The organism is Bacillus sp. F9_6S_D1_P_5, assembly GCF_054823925.1.
In genome coordinates this window covers 41141-57929 of the sequence record NZ_JBTREW010000002.1, presented here as the reverse complement: position 1 = coordinate 57929, position 16789 = coordinate 41141, and the positions used below count along the sequence as shown (strand labels likewise).

General features: G+C 34.7%; 18 protein-coding genes and 1 riboswitch. Of the genes, 5 read left to right on the top strand and 13 right to left on the bottom strand.

What is annotated here, in order from left to right; translation table 11 throughout:
* Positions 1-75: 75 nt before the first annotated feature.
* Positions 76-182, bottom strand: a riboswitch (SAM riboswitch).
* Between the two features lie 318 nt (positions 183-500).
* Positions 501-890: a hypothetical protein gene (locus ACUXEY_RS03140; protein ID WP_029437700.1), complete on the bottom strand. Its 390-nt coding sequence runs from the start codon at positions 888-890 to the stop codon at positions 501-503.
* Between the two features lie 292 nt (positions 891-1182).
* Between ACUXEY_RS03140 and ACUXEY_RS03135 the strand changes: the two genes are divergently transcribed.
* Positions 1183-1731 carry a DUF4352 domain-containing protein gene (locus ACUXEY_RS03135; RefSeq protein ID WP_461300078.1) on the top strand — a complete coding sequence of 183 codons (549 nt, stop codon included), beginning with the start codon at positions 1183-1185 and terminating at the stop codon, positions 1729-1731.
* A 196-nt stretch (positions 1732-1927) separates the two neighbouring features.
* Here ACUXEY_RS03135 and ACUXEY_RS03130 read toward each other — a convergent pair whose 3' ends face one another.
* From ACUXEY_RS03130 to ACUXEY_RS03120, 3 genes are all read right to left on the bottom strand, one after another.
* Complete coding sequence (locus ACUXEY_RS03130; RefSeq protein WP_461300077.1) at positions 1928-2278, bottom strand: SH3 domain-containing protein; 351 nt, start codon at positions 2276-2278, stop codon at positions 1928-1930.
* Positions 2279-2466: 188 nt separating this feature from the next.
* Positions 2467-2643, bottom strand: a complete 177-nt coding sequence (locus tag ACUXEY_RS03125) for a DAK2 domain-containing protein (protein ID WP_461300076.1) — start codon at positions 2641-2643, stop codon at positions 2467-2469.
* A 179-nt stretch (positions 2644-2822) separates the two neighbouring features.
* A complete protein-coding gene (locus ACUXEY_RS03120; protein WP_001200329.1) occupies positions 2823-3329 on the bottom strand; it encodes an RrF2 family transcriptional regulator in 507 nt (168 codons plus the stop codon).
* 210 nt (positions 3330-3539) lie between these two features.
* Between ACUXEY_RS03120 and ACUXEY_RS03115 the strand changes: the two genes are divergently transcribed.
* Positions 3540-4181 carry an FMN-dependent NADH-azoreductase gene (locus ACUXEY_RS03115; protein WP_461300075.1) on the top strand — a complete coding sequence of 214 codons (642 nt, stop codon included), beginning with the start codon at positions 3540-3542 and terminating at the stop codon, positions 4179-4181.
* A gap of 74 nt (positions 4182-4255) precedes the next feature.
* On the opposite strand, the gene dhaK is transcribed toward ACUXEY_RS03115, so the two are convergent.
* Positions 4256-6007 (bottom strand): dihydroxyacetone kinase subunit DhaK, encoded by a 1752-nt coding sequence (gene dhaK, locus ACUXEY_RS03110; RefSeq protein ID WP_461300074.1) that lies wholly within the window; start codon positions 6005-6007, stop codon positions 4256-4258.
* A 178-nt stretch (positions 6008-6185) separates the two neighbouring features.
* On the opposite strand from dhaK, the gene dhaS reads away from it, so the two are divergent.
* Together dhaS and dhaQ are read left to right on the top strand one after the other, a co-directional pair.
* Positions 6186-6752 carry a dihydroxyacetone kinase transcriptional activator DhaS gene (gene dhaS, locus ACUXEY_RS03105; protein ID WP_065211909.1) on the top strand — a complete coding sequence of 189 codons (567 nt, stop codon included), beginning with the start codon at positions 6186-6188 and terminating at the stop codon, positions 6750-6752.
* Between the two features lie 19 nt (positions 6753-6771).
* On the top strand, positions 6772-7770 hold the full coding sequence (gene dhaQ / locus ACUXEY_RS03100) for a DhaKLM operon coactivator DhaQ (RefSeq protein WP_461300073.1): 999 nt from the start codon (positions 6772-6774) through the stop codon (positions 7768-7770).
* 340 nt (positions 7771-8110) lie between these two features.
* Here dhaQ and ACUXEY_RS03095 read toward each other — a convergent pair whose 3' ends face one another.
* Positions 8111-8740, bottom strand: coding sequence for a LysE family translocator (locus ACUXEY_RS03095; RefSeq protein ID WP_429600861.1), 630 nt, complete (start codon positions 8738-8740; stop codon positions 8111-8113).
* Between the two features lie 100 nt (positions 8741-8840).
* A complete protein-coding gene (locus tag ACUXEY_RS03090; RefSeq protein ID WP_461300072.1) occupies positions 8841-9479 on the bottom strand; it encodes a VanZ family protein in 639 nt (212 codons plus the stop codon).
* A 394-nt stretch (positions 9480-9873) separates the two neighbouring features.
* Here ACUXEY_RS03090 and ACUXEY_RS03085 point away from each other — a divergent pair, with 394 nt between their 5' ends.
* Positions 9874-10308 carry a hypothetical protein gene (locus ACUXEY_RS03085; RefSeq protein WP_042513165.1) on the top strand — a complete coding sequence of 145 codons (435 nt, stop codon included), beginning with the start codon at positions 9874-9876 and terminating at the stop codon, positions 10306-10308.
* A 143-nt stretch (positions 10309-10451) separates the two neighbouring features.
* Here the strand turns inward: ACUXEY_RS03085 and ACUXEY_RS03080 are convergent, their stop codons facing one another.
* The 6 genes from ACUXEY_RS03080 to licT all read right to left on the bottom strand — a co-directional run bounded on the left by ACUXEY_RS03080 (position 10452) and on the right by licT (position 16604).
* Entirely contained in the window at positions 10452-10823 is a 372-nt protein-coding gene (locus ACUXEY_RS03080) for an ATP synthase subunit I (RefSeq protein WP_429600863.1), read from the bottom strand.
* 22 nt (positions 10824-10845) lie between these two features.
* The gene (gene pssA / locus ACUXEY_RS03075) at positions 10846-11430 is read right to left on the bottom strand and encodes a CDP-diacylglycerol--serine O-phosphatidyltransferase (protein ID WP_461300071.1); all 585 of its coding nucleotides are present in this window, start codon (positions 11428-11430) and stop codon (positions 10846-10848) included.
* Entirely contained in the window at positions 11423-11881 is a 459-nt protein-coding gene (locus ACUXEY_RS03070) for a MarR family winged helix-turn-helix transcriptional regulator (protein ID WP_429600865.1), read from the bottom strand. The genes pssA and ACUXEY_RS03070 overlap by 8 nt, the downstream gene beginning before the upstream one ends.
* 149 nt (positions 11882-12030) lie before the next feature.
* Positions 12031-13470, bottom strand: coding sequence for a 6-phospho-beta-glucosidase (locus ACUXEY_RS03065; RefSeq protein ID WP_461300070.1), 1440 nt, complete (start codon positions 13468-13470; stop codon positions 12031-12033).
* Positions 13471-13565: 95 nt separating this feature from the next.
* Positions 13566-15458: a beta-glucoside-specific PTS transporter subunit IIABC gene (locus ACUXEY_RS03060; protein WP_461300069.1), complete on the bottom strand. Its 1893-nt coding sequence runs from the start codon at positions 15456-15458 to the stop codon at positions 13566-13568.
* A gap of 297 nt (positions 15459-15755) precedes the next feature.
* Complete coding sequence (gene licT, locus ACUXEY_RS03055; RefSeq protein WP_429600868.1) at positions 15756-16604, bottom strand: BglG family transcription antiterminator LicT; 849 nt, start codon at positions 16602-16604, stop codon at positions 15756-15758.
* Between the last annotated feature and the right edge of the window lie 185 nt (positions 16605-16789).

Below are 16789 nucleotides of genomic sequence, written 5' to 3'. Positions count from 1 at the left end.
TCCCCCTTTAACTTTTAGCCATAAAAAAAGCTACTCTTATCGAAATAAGAGTAGCCTTCTTGACTAAGTGAACCGCTCTTATCTTTCAGATGTTTTTTCACCTGCAGGATTTGGCACCTTTCGTCTAAAACGAGGTTGCCGAAGTTTCATAGGGCCCGTCCCTCCACTTCTCAACATAAGAATTGTTTGATTTTCATTTATTATAATCATCAGAATAATAAAAATCAATCTATTAATACTTATTTTTCCGATATACATTAAATGATATGCAGAAAAATCATATTGTTATAGAGATTTATAAGGGTATTATGTTGTTTTGCTTGCGGAATAATAGACACGAAATTTCATGTTACATGCAAATAAACAAGGAACCTATTAGTCGGTTCCTTGTTTATTTAACTAAAGCAGACTTATTTGGAGAAGCCAAATAAAAGTTAAATCAACTCCTATTTAACATTCCCCTTCAGATATATGACAGTAAAGAATACATCATCACGTTGTCAGCAAGCAAAAGTGTATTCTGCATTTCTGAAAACAGTAGATGGCAGATTGTGACCTGCTGAATCTGCTAAAAAAGAATATACAAGAACATCCTTAACATCATCTTTATTTCCACTAATAATAACATCAAGAAAATCTTCTATTTGGAATTCTGGCGTAAACAACACAATCTTAGTTGTTCTGTTTGGTTCTAAAGAAACAAAAGTACGAGAGATTTCAACTAATTCATTTTGAGTTGGGAAAGAAGTGTTTGGACTTCTCTTAACAGTTACCGTTACATTACTAGTATGGCAGCGTGAATCATTGTTTAACATAATGTTGAGAGCAGTTGGAATAATCCCATTTTCAGAAACCGGAACTCGAAACACTCCAGTAGATTTATGAGCCATATAATCACATCCTTTCAAAATAAAATATATTTACAATATATTAGATGCAAAAGATGTTCATTTTGATAGGGACAAATTATATGATTAATATATCTATAATAACCCTCCGTATTACTAAGCCAATGTTTTAAAAGATTAACAAATATCGCGAGAACCAATCGAATGTATATGAAAAGTAAAAAGAATAAGGTGTCTAAAAGATTACCTATCTTGAGCCAATAATGAGATATTATGTTAATCTTATATGTATAGTTGCACAAAATTGAGAAACTTAAGGAGACAGATCAATTTTATGAGAAAATTATTCATATTACTTACTTTCATTCTAGTATTAGTCAGTGTTACGGCTGCTTGCACACAAGATAAAAAAGATAGTGCCGTTGAAAATGTTCCATTAGAAGAACCAACCACAAAAAATGAAAATGAAGAATTAATAAATTTTGAAGAAGAAGATATGAGCCGCTTGGAACAAGGTATTTTATTAGTTGGTGAGAGTGTTAAGGGAGGCTATTACTTGAGCACCGTTCAAAGTGCATATTTAAATGATAGCAACGATTCTATCGTTGTTAATGTCTCTGTAAAAAATGTACGAGGTCAAATGATTAGACTATCAGAATTAAAATATAACTTAAAAGATGAAAAAGACGGAAAAACTTATGAAGGAAAGGTGCTTGACCAAAACCCTTCTAATATACAAGTTAAACCAAATGAAACGGTAGAATTAAAAATAGCTTTTGAAGTACCAAGTACCGCAGATGAATATATGTTTTATATTGAAAGCTCTTTAGATCCTCTAGGAGCACACTGGAAAATCGATAAGCTGCAATCACAAAAAAACTAAGTCTCAAATAAGCAAAAAGCAATGAAAAAATTTGATATAGATACAAATGAATAATATATAAGCATAAAACCATCGATTTAATGAATCGTTGGTTTTTTTTTCAAAAAATGCTCCATCAAAAACTAGGAGACAAAAAAACTAATCCTTAAAAGAGATCAGTTCAATATATCCACAATTATTATTATAGTACATAGTTTTATGAGCAAACGTTATATAATGTTGTGTGTGATACATAACCTGTCATCCCTTTATAAGTAACTTTTAACCACTGTTTAGAATTACTATAATGCCCTTGAACATACTCACCTGTTACCCATGTACCAGTAATTTTCTGACCACTAGTAAATGTATGTAAGACAGGTGATCCCACAGTGTAACCACTGCGCATCTTTGCACCATATGTACCTACCGTACCTCCCTTTGCACAAGCTGCTACTACTGTTTCATTTTTAGTAGTATTCGTAGCCGCGAAAGCAGAGCCGTTAAATGTAAATAAAGTAAACATAAAAGCTGTTAATAAAGTACAAATAGATAAGCGATGTAACAAAATAAATTCCCCCTTTTTTTATAATATATTTCTTCACAAACGATTATCTTAAATATTAGTTGGAGTTTTGAAATAAGATTTTATCAAAAATATGAAAAAACTCATATTTTACAGAGAGAGCCCGAAAGTAGTCTTCTACCAACTATATAAAAGTCCCTCCACCTTAAGGCAAAGGGACTTTCTCATTCCTATTTCAAACTACCCGAAATCTCCGTAAAAATAACTCCAAGTGCAAGTGCATGTGGATATCCTAAGCTTCTTTCACCAACTGTATCGGCGCGGCCCATGCGAGCTACGCTTTCTTTCGTATACTCTGTTCCTTTTTCAAAGGGAATTTTCATTATGTTTAAAATATATGAACACATAAATTCATTTACTTTTTACGAAAATAAAATTGTATTGTTTAGAATTTTAATGTTAATCAATTTGAAACTTTATGAGTTAATTAAATGTGATATTTAAAGAAGGAATTTGTGATGAAGTACTCACATGATGGAATTAATGTTAAAAAACAAAAAAACTCTAACTAATTCGTCATGGCGATTTAGTTAGAGTTTTTTTGTTTGAAGTATTCACGAGTATCTACCCTTATCTTTTCAGGTAAAACAATATCAAGTTCTTTATCTAACCATGCAAGAGTCTTTTTACGAAGAAACTCACGCATGTGTTCTTCTGCTTCAAGCATTACTAAGTTAATTGTACAAGAAGAATTGCTAGGTTCACAAGAATTACAAGCGTCGTCTCGATATAGTAGACCATTCTGTACAATATTTTTACATTGAAAAATAGGTTTTGGGCCTTCGACGGCTTCTATTACATCCCAAAAAGAAATATCTTCTGGAGACTTAGCTAACCTATATCCTCCCTTTACACCTGGGACAGAATTCACAATGTCAGCTTTAGATAATTTACCGAAAACTTTTGAAAGAAATGTTTCAGAAAGTCCTTGAAACTCTGCCAAATCTTTTATTCCAACACTTTCCTTGGAAGGAGCATTGATTAAATAAACTAGGCAATGCAAGGCATATTCAACCCCAACACTATATTGCATATACAAATCACCTGCTTTTTATTTTAAGGGTTATCAAATTGTATCTTAGGACCATTTAGAATTTTAGTCAAATAAAAAAAGGCTCTTTTAGAATAGTATGTATTTCATTTGACAAAAATAATTTCAGAGTTTATATTAAAGACCATATCAATCGACGATTAACTCAGTCGATAATTAAATTGTAAAATTTTAAAAAAAGGGGAAATACAAATGAACAAAACACTTATTATAAACGCACATCCGAAAGTGGATGATACATCATCAGTCAGCATTAAGGTTCTTAACCACTTTTTAGTATCTTATAAAGAATTAATTCCTAATAATGAAACGATTGAACAGATTAATTTATACGATGATGTAGTACCAATGATAGATAAAACTGTTTTAAGCGCATGGGAAAAGCAAGGAAATGAACAGAAGTTAACTGATGAAGAACAAAAAGTAACAGAGCGTATGTCCGAAATTTTACAACAATTTAAAAGTGCAAATACGTATGTGATCGTATTACCTTTGCACAACTTTAATATTCCATCAAAGTTAAAAGATTACATGGACAATATCATGATTGCACGTGAAACATTTAAATATACTGAAACTGGATCAGTCGGATTACTTAAAGATGGAAGAAGAATGCTTGTTATACAAGCAAGTGGAGGAATTTATACAAATGATGATTGGTATACAGAAGTGGAATACTCTCATAAATATTTAAAAGCAATGTTTAATTTCCTTGGTATTGAAGATTATCAAATCGTTCGTGCACAAGGAACAGCAGTACTAGATCCAAATGAAGTATTACAAAACGCATATAAAGAAGTTGAAGAGGCGGCTTCTAGATTGGCTAACAAATAAATTTTTTCACTGGAAGAATGATGGTTATAATTAAAGATCCCCTCCACCATAAGGCAGAGGGGATCTTCTAACTTCTATTTCAAACTACCCGCAATCTCCGTAAAGATAACTCCAAGTGCATGTGCACCTGCATCTGGATATCCTAAGCTTCTTTCACCAACTGTACCTGCGCGGCCCATGCGAGCTACGATTTCTTTCGTGTACTCTGCTCCTTTAACGGCTGCTTCTGCTCCTTTTTCAAAGGCAGTTTTCATATCTTCTTCGCTTGAAGCGCTAGCTAACCAAGAGTCTACACATGGAGCAAGTGCATCAACAAGTGTTTTATCACCAACTACTGCTCCTCTACCGAATGATCTTTCACCGATAGATTGTATGCCTTGCAGTGCTGCTTGTAACATTTCAGCAAATTCTTTCACTGCTAACTCACGCTTCTCGCCTGCTGCTTTACTAGCTGCGCGGAATGCTCCGCCCCAAATTGGACCAGATGCGCCGCCGCAATGTTCCATAATAATCATCGAACAACCGTCAAGGAATGATCCGATCGTTACGTTCTCTTGATCTACGATAGAATGCCACTCGCGTTTTAATTGCTTAAATCCTTTTGCAACACTCATTCCGAAGTCGCCGTCACCTGCATGCGTGTCTAACTCACAGAACGGTACTTCATTTTTAATAATAACGTCGCTCATTTTATCAACGAGATAAATCATGTTGTTTAATGTGATGACATTATTTTTAATAACAGCATGCTCTTCCGCTGTTTCTATTTCAAATGAAACTTCCTTCTCTTCTGTCTCTTCAAGTACATTCACGTACTCTACACTTTCAACTGGTCCATCTACTTTAAACGCTGGTGTGTTACACTCTTTAGATAGTAATGTTTTTAGCTCATCATCTAATTTCATTACTGTTAAAGACATACCAGCCATATCGATACTCGTCATATAGTTACCAACGAATACTCTATTAATTTTAATGTTTCTAGCAGCTAGTTCTCTCGTCACGGCGTTATTAAATAAGTAAAGTTCTTGCAGTGGTGTTCCGCCAAAACCGTTAACTAGAAGCGCAATTTCTTCGCCATCTTTCACTCCTAAATCTTTTACAAGATCATTTGTCATACGGTTCGCTAGTTCATCTGCTGACAACATTTTTTCACGCTTAATTCCTGGTTCACCGTGAATACCTACGCCGTATTCCATTTCATTTTCCGCAAGTGTGAAAGTAGGTGATCCACTCGCTGGAACTGTACAAGAAGTTAACGCTAAACCGATTGTACGCACGTTAGCCGCTGCTTTTTCTGCGACAGCTTTCACCGCTCCTAAATCCATACCTGCTTCCGCTGCTGCACCGGCAATTTTATGGACTAGAATAACGCCCGCAACGCCGCGGCGTCCTACTGTATACAAGCTATCTTCTACCGCAATATCATCGTCTACTTTTACGTAGTCGACTTCAATTCCATCTTCCGTCGCTAAATGCGCACCGTTTTTGAAATTCATAATATCGCCGCTGTAATTTTTAATAATTAATAACGTACCTTTTTTACTAGCTGTCTCTTTAATCGCTTGATATACCTGAATTTGTGAAGGAGACGCGAACACATCTCCGCACACTGCCGCATCTAACATTCCTTTTCCGACTAGTCCTGCATGCGCTGGCTCATGACCACTACCGCCGCCACTAATTAACGTTACTTTATTTTCGTTCATTTCTTTCTTCTTAATGACTTTATATTTTTTCAAAAGCTCAAGCTCTGGGTGCGCCATCACCATTCCGTTGCACATTTCCATTACTAATGTTTCTGGTTTGTTTATAATCTTTTTCATTGTAGTTCTCCCTCAATTCCTTTAATATATTGTGATATATTTGAAATCTTCTTCTTACTATCCATGTTAAAATGAAAGCGTTTTATAGTAAACGGACAAAATGGACAATCTGTCTAAAGACACCGCTCTCATTTATGGGTAGGATTTTCATATTACTAACATTCTAGGGATGATTGAGATGACCTCTTCTATAATTTCTAAAAAAATAATCGCGAATTCATTGAAGTATTTAATGGAAACAGATTCGTTTCATAAAATATCAGTGAGCGATATTATGTTACACTGTCAAATGCGTAGGCAAACTTTTTATTATCATTTTAAAGATAAATTTGAACTATTAAGCTGGATTTATAGAGAAGAAACGAAAGAAAACATTATCGACTTTCTCGACTATGAAACGTGGGAAAACATTTTCGATTTATTATTTGATTACTTTTATGAAAATCAAAAATTTTACCGAAATGCTTTTAAAGTCATTGAGCAAAACTCGTTTAATCACTATTTATTTGAGCATACGAAAAACTTATATATGAAGATTATTGATGAACTATCTGTAAGCTGTGGATTCAGCCTTTCTGATGAGACGAAAAATACGATTGCCTCCTTTTATAGTCACGGCTTCGTTGGAACGATAAAAGATTGGATTGAAAGCAAATGCGAAGTAGATCCGTCCATTATGTCTTCTCTTATGAAAAATATGATAAACAATCAATTACTACTATTACTTGAGCAATCAGCAAAGTAATTAAAGGGTGGCAAAAGCAATGAAAAAGATTATGAATGATGTACAAAATATCGTTCAAGATATGATGCATGGCTTTTATTTTGAACATAACGACAAAGTAAATTACGACGAAACAAATAACATCATTTATGTAAAAGATATCGAAAAACTGAAGCAAGACGTCGCTATTATAAGCGGCGGTGGTAGCGGACATGAGCCTGCTGATATCGGTTATGTAGGAAAAGGAATGCTTACGGCGGCAGTAAACGGAAGCATCTTCACTCCGCCTACAGTGGAACAAATTATTGCGGCAACTCGCCTCATGCCAAAAGATAAGAGTATTTTATTCATCATTAAAAACTTTAAAGATGACGTAACTAACTTTTTAGCGGCAGAACAAATCGCAAAAGAAGAAGGACGACAAATTGACCACATCATCGTAAATGATGATGTTTCAATTGAAGATGATGCTTCGTTTAATAAAAGAAGACGCGGCGTTGCTGGTACTGTTTTCGTTCAAAAAATACTTGGTACGGCTGCTCTTGAAGGTCATTCTTTAGAAGAACTAACAACAATTGGCCGTTCTGTTACAGAAAACTTACACACATTAGGAGTTGCTCTTTCACCTGCAAACGATCCAGTGAAAGGAAAAGCTTCATTCACATTAAACGATGATGAAGTCTTTTACGGCGTCGGTATTCACGGAGAAAAAGGTTACCGTAAAGAAGCACTATCCTCTTCTGAAATATTAGCGATTGAACTAATGAACAAATTAAAAAGCATTTACCGCTGGAGAAAAGGTGACAACTTCGCCATTCTCATTAATGGATTAGGTGCGACACCATTAATGGAACAATACATTTTCGCAAATGACATTCGTCGTTTATGTGAGCTGGAAGGATTACATATTACATTCGTAAAGGTTGGTACCCTTCTTACTTCTTTAGATATGAAAGGTGTTTCGCTTAGTTTGCTTAAAGTAGAGGATTTGGATTGGGTGAAGTGGTTGAAGGAAAATACGGAAACTGCTAGTTGGTAATATAAATAAAAATAGGATGGCTTCAATTGGCCCTCCTATTTTTATTTATATTTATTGAAAGGCAACTTCTCCTACTTTCCATATGCCATCACGTTTAAACATAAAAAACTCTTTATCATTCCTCACCTTGAAATATCCGCTGTGCTTACCCCATTGCTATCAAGCTAAACTCGTACAACGTCAATTAAAGTATAGGTTGTTTCTTGAAATAAATTTTTAGATAACTCAAAATAACAAGCAAAAAGTCCCTTCAAAGTTAAAGGGACTTTTTAGTATATAGAAATTAGCCTAAACCTAAGATTACATCTCTTGAAAGGGGGCATTTTTATGTTATTCAGGTTTATTGAGGAGCTTTTGTTTGAAGCAACTTTAACCCCATACCAATAAAAATCATTCCTGTTATCTTATTTAGAATCATTCCTACCTTTTGGTTTCCTCTTAATTTTTTTGTAACATATGAAGAGAAATAAGCAACAAATAAACACCATAATAGTCCAGTTACTGTAAAAGTAAGTCCTAAAATGATAAAAGGCATAGGACCTGAAGCCTTTGTATCTATAAATTGCGGAAGAAACGCAATAAAGAATAAAGAGACTTTTGGATTCGTCAGACTTGTTAAAAGTCCTTGTACATATATCTTTCTAATGTTCAATTTATTGGATGAGGCCTGGAAAGCTACATTTGTCTTATCAAGTATCATTTTAATCCCTAAATATACAAGATAGATAACACCTATAACCTTAATAGTGTTAAATAGCACAATGGATTTTGTAAGTATAATAGATAAACCAAAAGCAACCAATAACGTATGAACTAAAGAACCAGTAATAATACCAAAAACAGAATACACACCTGCTTTTCTACCTTGTGAAATACTTCTCCCCACAATATACATGGTGTCTGCACCAGGAATTAAATTCAATAAAATTCCTGTTAGTAAAAACACTTCATAATTAATAATACCGTACATTTTAGCACCTCTATCTATTTTTTTGGTGCCCTTATTGATATTAAATTAAATAGACGAAAAAAGAAAGTATTTTCTATTTATTCAATAAAATTAGTCGATTTTAATTTACAACCAATAAAGCTGGATGATAAATTAACATCGCACCTACAAATGAACATACTAGACAAAAAACAGCCTCGTATTTTATGACTAAAGGAGAGTTCGTATCAAGCTTTTTCCCCTCTCTTTTCAATATCATTTTAAATAATGCTGTGTATAATACTTTATATAAGACATACCCAATAATTGCCCCAAGGGTGTTCGTAAATAAATCATCAATATCTGTAATTCTGTTATTTAGTAATTGATTTAACTCAATTGCCAATGAAAAAAAGAATCCCGCACATACGGTGTTTTTCATTTTTCTAAAATGCGGCCAAATAGTCGGTAATAAAAAACCGAACGGCATAAACAATACAATATTCAAAAGATACGTCGTACTACCTGCCGTATCAAATAGAGTCAAATTAATTTGACTTACACGAATCCACGTTTCGTATCTACTTATATCCCATACAGTCGCGATCTGCGTCACTTTATACACTAACGAAAGGTAGAATAGAAAAACATATACCGATAGAAAATGCCGAATAGATATAGTTCTTTTCGCTTTAAAATAACATCCAATTTGAAATACAATACAAAACATAATTGTAAAAAAATAAGTATACAAATAACTCATTAAAACTTCTGTATGCATGTGGAATCCCCTAACTTTACATTTTCATCTATGACTTTGTTGTTTATAGGATAGGAGAAACTTTTAAAATAAAAAGTGGGGTAAATATAAAATTTCCCTTAAATCTTCACATGCAACCCTTGTAGTATTTTTATCAATGCAGTATATATAATCATGTGAAAGTCTGACAAGAGGAAAACAATTAGCGTGAATGAAAAGGTACTTGTTGGAATGAGAATTCATGAGGGTAGGTAAATACATAATGTTAAAGAAGCCTAACAACCATATAATACAATTCCACACGAAACGAAATTCTGATAATATGAAATAGATAATTATTTATACTTAGAATTTTTTCATATACATTAATGCGATATTTAAGGGAGATAAAGAAAGTTGGAGCTGATTTTTATTCATGAATAGACAAAATTCTTCTAATAACAAAGATGATTCCTCAAATAAAATTGCTGCTTTTATTGCAACGCTAGGAGCTCTATTAGTAAGTGTAGAAGTTTTATCTAATTTTTTTATAATTTTTTGGTTAATGATAATAGCAGTAACAAATTTAATAGTTATATTTTATCTTCAAATTAGTGTTTTTAGTTTAGTAACAACAATCCTTTTTGTAATCTTTTACTTTATATACAAAAAGTTATTTGCACATTCTAAATTTGTAGAAACCTTTTCAAAATATAATATGATCATTACAATAATTTCTTTATTAATTTTAAATATGTTATACATATCAAAAAAAATGTTTAACGGTGCATTAATTACACCTGTAGTAATAATTATTACATGGTTAATTTACAAATTTATGTTTAAAAAAATAAAAAATAAGAAGAGCTAGTTTTATAGAACATACTCAAAATAGAGCACTTACTTTCATTTTTTATATTTTTTGGGAATTGTAGTGATTTTATTGTAAGTGTTAATAACCCCCTCCTCAAGAGCTTGAGGAGGGGGTTAATTTCTAATTTAAAATGTACTAATCTATCCCTTCTCTTTCCTCATACTGTAATACCCCAAATTAATAATAACCAAGAAATACCCACCCATAATTCCAGCAGCAAATGTCCACATGTACTCACGGTGTTCAATTTCATACATAATAATCGCGCCGAGTATTGCGGCTGCAAACCGATTCATCATGCCAAGCATCGGTGCTTTTTCTTTTTTTACGATGCTATTTCCGAACTTTTCGATACGCCTTCCTAAAATCCAGGCGCAGTACATACTAACTAAAAGGCCGATGCTTATCCCTACAAACTGGGCTGAAAAAGGTGTCAGCAACCATCCCAGTAACATCACGCCTAGCAAACAATATATTTGTATGTTGAATGATCTTAATGCCATACGAATCATGTTATGCTCCTTATCTTTCCTATTAATCCCATCTTTCGGACTTCAAGCTTTCCGATATATCTTTTTTAAAATGGGGGAATTTGATTTTGCTTACCATTAAATAAGCGAGTACGCATGTGCCAAATGCCACGGAAACTGGGTTATTTAAGAGGCATAAAATGAGGAGACACATTGCCGCAAATGGAATAGGCATTCCAATAAATGTTGGGAGTTTGCTTTGCTTCGTATTAAATCCCGCAAGCCGAAGCATTCCGCAAATACTATAAGCAAGTGCACACATCATCCCGATAGACTGCAAATCTTTTAACGAGGCACTATAGGCAACAATAGATGGTGCCACACCGAAGGTTACTAAATCCGCAAATGAGTCTAACTCTCCGCCAATTTCCGTAACAGCATCAAGTTTCCGAGCGACCATGCCATCAAACAGATCAAATACCATACCTATAATAATGAACATAACTGCACCATACATATCGTGAACGAAAACAGCGTGAATAGCCAAAAGCCCACATACAAAGTTTGCTATCGTAAGCATATTCGGTATGTAACTCATCACACGCTTCTCCTCCTTTCTACTAATTGCTTCATCTCGGGCTTTACTCATTAGACTCAAGATCCTTCTGTTTTTCTTCCGATATCACTTTATTTATTTTCGTTAACGTATCAGTCATTTGTTGCAAAGCTTCAATATCAATTTTCGAGAAATATTTCTCGATTAATACATCATCTAACTTCGACAATTGCTCTATATACTTACTACCGTTTGGACCAATTGTAAGGAAATACTCCCTTTTATTATTCGGATTAACTTGTTTTGAAATCATCTGTTGCTTTTCCAGTTTCGATAAAACTTGGCTTACAGCACTTTTCGTTACATTAAACGTACTCGCAATGTTATTTGCTGTTGTGTTTTCATTTAAATTTATATGAAATAGCATGCTCTCTTGCTGCCCAGTAAGACCGAACTCATCCTTTAAATCTTGAAATAGTAAAATGTAGAGTTCCGTGTAGGCTCGATTCATTTCATTAATTACTTCTTTATATGATCTAGTCATAGAATTCTTCCTCCGGTCACGCTTTTATATAGTTTAGTTAACTTAACTAAACTATATTATACCTTTATGTTCGTGTAAAGGGAAATATCGCTCCATGCTTTATTCACAATGAAAAAGAAGACATCAATTAAGATGTCTCCTTTTCATACTTAAGACTCCAAACTCTTACCATTCGTCTTAATTACTTCTTTATACCAATCGAAGCTTTTCTTCTTCGATCTTTTTAATGAACCTTTTCCTTCATTATCTTTATCAACGTATATATATCCGTAACGTTTTTTCATTTCTCCAGTAGAAGCACTTACAAGGTCAATTGGGCCCCAGCTTGTATATCCGATAATATCTACTCCGTCTTGAATCGCTTCAGACATTTCAATCATATGTTTTTGCAAGTAATCAATACGGTATTCATCATTCACTTCGTCTTCACCATTTAATTGATCGACTGCACCGAGACCATTTTCAACAACAAATAACGGTTTTTGGTAACGATCGTACAGTTGGTTCGCTGTAATACGGAAACCTTTCGGATCAATCGTCCATCCCCACTCTGATTTTTCAAGGTATGGATTTTCAACAGAACCGAATACATTCCCGCTCGTTATGCTTTTTAATACTTCTGGATCTGTGCTTGTTGCTCGGCTTGAATAGTAGCTAAAGCCAATATAATCAACTGTATGCTCTTTTAAAATTTCCTCGTCTTCTTTTTCCATTTCAATTGCTAAATTGTTATCTTTAAAGAAGCGTTTTGCGTATCCAGGATATGCACCTCTTGCTTGTACATCTATGAAGAAGAATGATTCACGGTCTTGTTCCATCGCGCGTTGAACGTCATCTGGATTACATGTGTACGGATATGTCGCACCTGCAGCAAGCATACAACCGATTTTTGCATCTGGAATGATTTCATGACACGCTTTTACAGCTAACGCACTTGCGACAAGTTGATGATGCGCTGCTTGATACTGAATTTGTTTTTTATTATCACCCTCTTTAAATGCTAGACCTGCTCCCATGAAAGGTAAATGTAAAAGCATATTAATTTCATTAAACGTCATCCAATATTTCACTTTATCTTTATATCTATTAAATATAGTTTTCGCGTACGTCTCGAAGAAGTTTACAAGCTTTCTACTTCTCCAGCTTCCATACTTTTCTACTAAATGAACAGGCACATCAAAGTGAGCCATCGTAACAACTGGTTCAATACCGTGCTTTAACAGTTCATCAAACAAATTATCATAAAACTGTAATCCTGCTTCATTTGGCTTTTCATCTTCACCACTTGGGAAAATACGTGTCCACGCAATCGATACGCGTAACGCTTTAAATCCCATTTCTGCAAACAACGCAATATCTTCTTTATAACGATGGTAAAAATCAATCGCTTCGTGTGACGGGTAAAACTCTCCTTCTACAGGTGTAAAGGAATGAATATTTCCTTTCATAATATCCCAACGATTTTCACCAGTTGGTAATAGATCAACCGTCGTTAATCCTTTTCCGTCTTCTGCATATGCTCCTTCAACTTGATTGGCTGCAGTTGCTCCACCCCATAAAAATCCTTTTGGAAAATTAACTTTAGACATATAGAAAAACTCCTTTATATTAGAATGAACGAGGAAAGCTATTGTAAGTTTTAAAGAATACCTTTCTTCGTTTGAACCAGTATGAAATGTAACTACTATTTAACTCCTAACGTTAGTAAGGAATCTCCTGCTTGAATCTTTTCTATTTCCGTTTTTTTGATGCTATATTTATCATAATTTGTAACAACAACTGGTGTTGTCAAAATATAACCCGCCTTTTGAATTTCGGCTATATGAAACTCAATAAGTAATTGCCCTTTTTCTACTCTCGCTCCTTGTTCAATATGAGAAGAGAAAAATTCGCCATTTAATTTCACAGTATCCATCCCAATATGGATTAAAATTTCAGCACCTGAATCTGCCGTAATTCCTACCGCATGATTCGTCGGGAACAGCGCAGAAATCGTACCTGAAACTGGTGAAAACAACTTTCCTTCTGAAGGCTCAATCGCAACCCCTTCACCTAGCGCACCTGATGCAAATGCAGCATCGTCAATATTTTGAAGCGGCATAACAGCGCCATGGAAAGGACTAAAGATTACTTCATCATCGTTTGATGCAGCGATCTTATCAATTGTTTCAGCTGTTTCTGTAGATGTTTGCTTTTTCGTAAAACCAAATAAATAAGTTAGAACAAAACCTACTATTAAAGAAACAACCATCGAAATAATTGATCCCCAAAATCCAGCTGTAATCCCATCTTTCGGACTAATAAATGTCGGAAGCGTAAATATACCAAGTCCACCTGTCATATAAGCTTGTGTACCAAATACACCGAGTATTGCGCCGCCAACTCCTCCAGCGATACAGCTCATAATAAACGGCTTTTTAAGAGGAAGTGTAATCCCATAAATCGCCGGCTCTGTAACACCGAAAATACCTGAAATAAAAGCTGGAATGCTAAGCGTTTTTAACTTCTTGTCTTTCGTTTTCATCCAAACGCCAAGCACGGCACCAATTTGAGCAAATGAAGCAGCAAATATAAGTGCTAATATCGGATCAACGCCGTTTACTGCTAAATTGTTATAACCAATCGGAACGACGCCCCAATGAAGGCCAAATATGACAAGTACTTGCCAGAACGCACCGAGTAAAGCACCCGCTACTAATGGGCTTGCATGATAAACCCAAAGCGTCGCCTGTCCTAAAAACTGCCCTGCCCACGTCGCAATGGGGCCAATAACGAGAAATGTAACTGGTACAACGATTAATAATGTGAAGAATGGTAATAAAAATGTTTTCACAACATCTGGAATCACTTTCTTTAAAGACTGTTCTACTTTCGCTCCAAAATAAGCAGCAAGAATAATTGGAATAACAGATGATGCATAGTTCATTAAAATAACTGGTATTCCTAAAAACGTAATATGAATTGGTGATTCAAACATCGTTCCTGCAAATAACGTATATAATGGCTCACTTGCTTTTAAACCGGATAAAGCCGGATAAACTAAAGCTCCTCCAATCGCCATACCGATGAATGGGGATCCCCCGAATTTCTTACTTGCTGTATATCCAAGGAAGATCGGGAAGAAATAAAATAACGAATCGCCGACTGCATTTAATATTTGATACGTTCCTGCCTGTGTACTTAACAAGCCCAACGCTACAAATAGTGCATTAAATCCTTTAATCATCCCTGTTGCAGCTAACACTCCTAAAATAGGAGTGAAAATGCTAGAAAGAATATCTATAAGACTACTCTTTTTCTTCTCACTCGTAGTTTCTTCCTCAGCTTCTTGAAACCCTCCAGCCGCAATAACTGCTTTATACACGTCGGATACATGGTTACCAATTACAACTTGATATTGTCCGCCGCTTTTCATAACAGTCACAACATCTTCCATACTTTTCAGTACTTCCGTATTCGCTTTCCCCTCATCTTTTAACTGAAATCGTAAACGAGTGATACAATGTACAACGCTATGTATATTTTCTCTCCCGCCAACATTTTTCAGTATGTCTTTTGCTAATTTTTCATACTTCATAATAATTTCCCTCCCTACAATCATCCCATTTATTATTTTTATAAAGTGAAACTTTAATCAGTGGGGGTTTTGTTCATCCCCCACTGATTATTAGTTGAACCAATCGGGCCTTTACGGGCAGTTGATCTTCCACCTAACTTCTTTGCCACAGCCAAATTTTTAGGTGGAAGTCTTACTGCCCGTTAATGCGGGATAAAAGAAAAAACCTAAACTAACCGTAACGGCGCGATACATACGAATCACTCCATTACAAGTCAATTTAGGTTTTGCCTGCCAAACAGTAACAATCCCGTTTATTCAATTACATAATTCATTGCGTTTCGTTACACGATGAATGTGCAACGTTAAGTACACTTTTTCATCTTTTGAAAGATGACTATTATGTGCTTTTTGCAAGTATGCTTCAATTTTTTCTGTACAACAATATGCCTCTTCATACTTACTTTTCACTTGCTCGTATAAAAACTCATCCTCAGCCGAGTTCAGTTCCTTCTGCATTAAACGCTGCGCAAAATATCGTAAATGCGTTACAAACCGGCTATAATTAAATGAATTCTCATCTAAGTTCATCTTATAGTGGTACTTTACAACATTTAAAATATCTTGGACGATTTTCGTCATCGCTACCGTTTGTTGCATCGCCGGCTCTCCTTGCTGCGCATTCACGAAATGCAAAGCAATTGACCCTGCTTCATCTTCAGAAAGTGTAAACCCAGTCTCTTCTTCAATTATGTTCAAAGCTTGTAGACCAATTTCAAACTCTTTCTGATAAAACCTCTTAATCTCCCAAAGCAAAGTATTTTTGAGATCCATTCCTTCTTTATGCCGAGTTAAGGCGAAACTTAAATGATCCGTTAATGTAAGATAAATATAATCACTTAAAGTCCCCGGCAAAACTGTCTTAGCAAACTGAATAATTCTCTCTGTAATCTCTAAATTTTCTACAGGAATTTCAGTTAGCAACCTAGCAAGTTTCTCTGATAATTCTTTTGTTTCTAGCACAAAGGTCTTTTCTATCTTAGATTCATCAATCGCATCGCCGACTTTTTTCTGAAATCCCAAACCTCTGCCCATCAGTACAACTTCTGTCTCATTATCCTTCATCGTACAAACAACATTGTTATTTAAGATTTTATGGATTCTCATATTGTTCCGCCTTCTTCTTCTTAAAGTCACAAAAGGTAATAAAAAAACCTAAACTGATTCCAAAAGCCACACTACACCCGTAGCCTCTAGATCAATTTAGGTTTTGCCTGCCGAACAGTAACAATCCTTTTACTTATTAACTTACCTTTATTATACACAAAGAGTAAGCGGTTGCAATGATAAAT